This is a genomic window from Leptolyngbya sp. FACHB-36, assembly GCF_014695955.1.
In the GTDB taxonomy this organism is placed as follows: Bacteria; Cyanobacteriota; Cyanobacteriia; order Leptolyngbyales; family Leptolyngbyaceae; genus FACHB-36.
Genome location: NZ_JACJPG010000443.1, coordinates 1 through 2,752, shown reverse-complemented (window position 1 = coordinate 2,752; position 2,752 = coordinate 1). Strand labels below are relative to the sequence as shown.

The following is a 2,752-nucleotide window of genomic DNA, read 5'->3' as shown; positions in this document are numbered from 1 at the left end:
GTGCAAATCGATCCGCAAACCTACCACTTGCTGGATAGCGATGCGTTGAACATCGCCCACTGGCAAATTCGCGGCGTTGAAACCCAGGTCCGTTACGAGCGCGCGCAGGCGCAGATGATTCAAAGCGACAAGATGGCAAACTTAGGGCGGCTTGTTGATGGGATTGCCCACGAAATCTTAGACCCTGTTAGCTTCATTTGGGGAAACCTCAGCCATGTCGCAGATTATGGAGCAAGCTTGCTGAAGCTGCTAGAGGCGTATGAGAATGCGCTGCCAGAACCCCCGAGCGAGCTGCGCCACCTGTATCAAGACTTGGAAATTGACTACCTGCGCGAAGACCTGTCCCGGACGATCGTCAGCATCCAAACCGGAGCCGAACGGCTGTCTAAGCTAGCAATCAGTCTGCAAAACTTTTGCCACATTGACACCGTGTATCCGAAGCCAGCCGACTTGCACGAGCTGCTGGATGGGATTCTGCTGTTGCTCAAGAGCCGCCTTAGTAGTGAGATTCAGGTGATTAAGCACTATGGGCGTCTGCCACCCGTTCCCTGTTTTGCAGGGCAGCTAAACCAGGTGTTTATGAACATTCTCAGCAACGCTGTAGATGTGCTGCTGGATCAAGCGGTGAGCCAGCAGTTTGAGGACCCAACCGTGAGCCAGCGACGATCGAAGCCGACGATTGAAGTCACAACGCAGGTGCGATCGCTGTCAGACCATTCAGGCAAAGCGACACGTTGGGTGTCAATCTGCATTGCTAATAATGGTCCGGGCTTGCCTCCTCAGGCAAAGCAGCAGATTTTGGAGTCGTTCTCGATTAAAAAACGCGCCCTTAAAGAAACGAGCCTTGCCGTCAGCTATCAAATCATTACCGCCAAGCACGGCGGCAAATTCGAGGTGCGATCGAGCATGTGTGATGAATCACTAAGCTGCGAAACTTGCACGATCGAAACAGGCACAGAATTCGAGATCCTGCTGCCATTACTGTGAATCCGGGAATACTATAAGGTATCCCGCCTGCATGGAGGCTCTAAAGATGTCTGACGTTATCGGCACGAGTCCCGCTCATTCGACGCTTCAAGCCCTGGATCAAGCGATTCAGCGCTACCGCACCAGTGATTTAACTGGCGTTGAACTGTTCAATCACTGGGAGGCAATTCGAGAGGTCGCCTTAGAATACCAAGATTCAGAATCTGAGGGCGACGGTGTTGCGGCTGAACACAGCTACTAAACATTGATCACCCTTGTGCGACAGCGAGGGCTTGTTGCAGGCGCGATCGATCCCAGCCGTGGTGATTTAGCAACAGCCACGACTGCACCAGATCCGGTCCCTGCATCGAGCCAGTCAGCGAGGCACGCAGGGTTCGCATCACCAATCCTTTTTTCAGGTTGTGTTCCTTGACCACCTGTTTGATCAGGTCTTGGATGGTGGCGTCGGTCAGCGGCTCGGCGGGAATGGCAGTTGCGACGGCTTGAATGGCAGTCGCAGATCCGTCCTGCTTTAGCTGGGCCGATGCCTCATCGGTAAATCCGACATCCTGGACGAAGAGATAGCGGCTCATCTCGATCGCCTCATCCAGTCGAGCCAGACTCGGACCAATCAAGGCAGCTAGCCGCTCTAGCCAGGGACGATCGTTCCAGTCGCCCTCGAAGCCTGCTGTTTGCCAATAGGGAATCAGCAAATCGGTCAGCGTGTCTGCTGGTAGGTGATGTAGATACTGGCTGTTGATCCAGTTAAGCTTGTCCCAGTCGAACTTTGCTCCGGCTTTGTTAACTCGATCGAAGCTAAAGTGCTGAGCAGCTTCTGGCAGCGTGAAGATCTCGTTCACGCCTTCCGGCGGCGACCAGCCCAGCAGCGTCATGTAGTTTGCGATCGCCTCTGCCGTGTAGCCCATCTGCTTGAAGTCCGAGATGGAGGTGACGCCATCGCGCTTCGAGAGTTTTGCGCCTGCCTGATTCAGAATTAGCGGTGAATGCCCGAATTCGGGCACAGGAACGCCCAGCGCCTCGTACAGCAGGATTTGCTTGGGCGTGTTGCCGATGTGATCCTCGCCGCGAATCACATGAGTAATCTTCATGTCGATGTCGTCTACCACAACGACAAAGTTATAGAGCGGCGGACCAACTTCGTTCGATTCTGCGGCACGGGCAATCACCATATCGCCACCGAGGTCGCGCCCTTTCCAAGAAAGATGACCACGCACCAAATCGTTCCAGGTGATTTCGCGATCGTCCTCAATTTTGAAGCGAATCACAGGCTTGCGTCCTTCAGCGACAAAGGCGGCTTCCTGTTCTGGTGTCAGGTTGCGGTGGCGATTGTCGTAGCGGGGCGCTTCGTTCCGTGCTTTCTGGGCCTCGCGCATCGCGTCGAGTTCTTCGGGAGTTTCGTAGCTGCGGTACGCCAAGCCTTTGTCCAGCAGCGTCTGAATCGCCTGACGGTATAACTCGGTGCGCTGGGTCTGGAAGAACGGTCCTTCGTCCCACGTTAGCCCCAGCCAGGTCAACCCGTCCAGGATGTTCTGCGTGTATTCGGGGCGCGATCGCTCAAGGTCGGTGTCCTCGATTCTCAAGATGAACTGTCCACCTTGATGACGCGCAAACAGCCAGTTAAATACGGCAGTTCGGGCAGTGCCAACGTGCAGGTTTCCAGTGGGACTGGGAGCAATGCGAACGCGAACAGACATAGCAAGATACGGAATGAAACACTATTCAAACTTCTTCACTGTAAGGCATCTCTGGCGCTGCACGATCGCCA

Annotated in this window: 3 protein-coding genes; 2 read left to right on the top strand and 1 reads right to left on the bottom strand. The window is 54.7% G+C overall.

Annotated elements, in window-relative coordinates:
- Together H6F43_RS12580 and H6F43_RS12575 are read left to right on the top strand one after the other, a co-directional pair.
- On the top strand, positions 1-987 hold a 987-nt coding region (locus H6F43_RS12580; protein ID WP_190343096.1), incomplete at its 5' end, for a HAMP domain-containing sensor histidine kinase.
- Between the two features lie 46 nt (positions 988-1,033).
- Complete coding sequence (locus H6F43_RS12575) at positions 1,034-1,228, top strand: hypothetical protein (RefSeq protein WP_190343095.1); 195 nt, start codon at positions 1,034-1,036, stop codon at positions 1,226-1,228.
- A gap of 7 nt (positions 1,229-1,235) precedes the next feature.
- Here H6F43_RS12575 and gltX read toward each other — a convergent pair whose 3' ends face one another.
- Positions 1,236-2,681, bottom strand: a complete 1,446-nt coding sequence (gene gltX, locus H6F43_RS12570) for a glutamate--tRNA ligase (protein WP_190343094.1) — start codon at positions 2,679-2,681, stop codon at positions 1,236-1,238.
- Between the last annotated feature and the right edge of the window lie 71 nt (positions 2,682-2,752).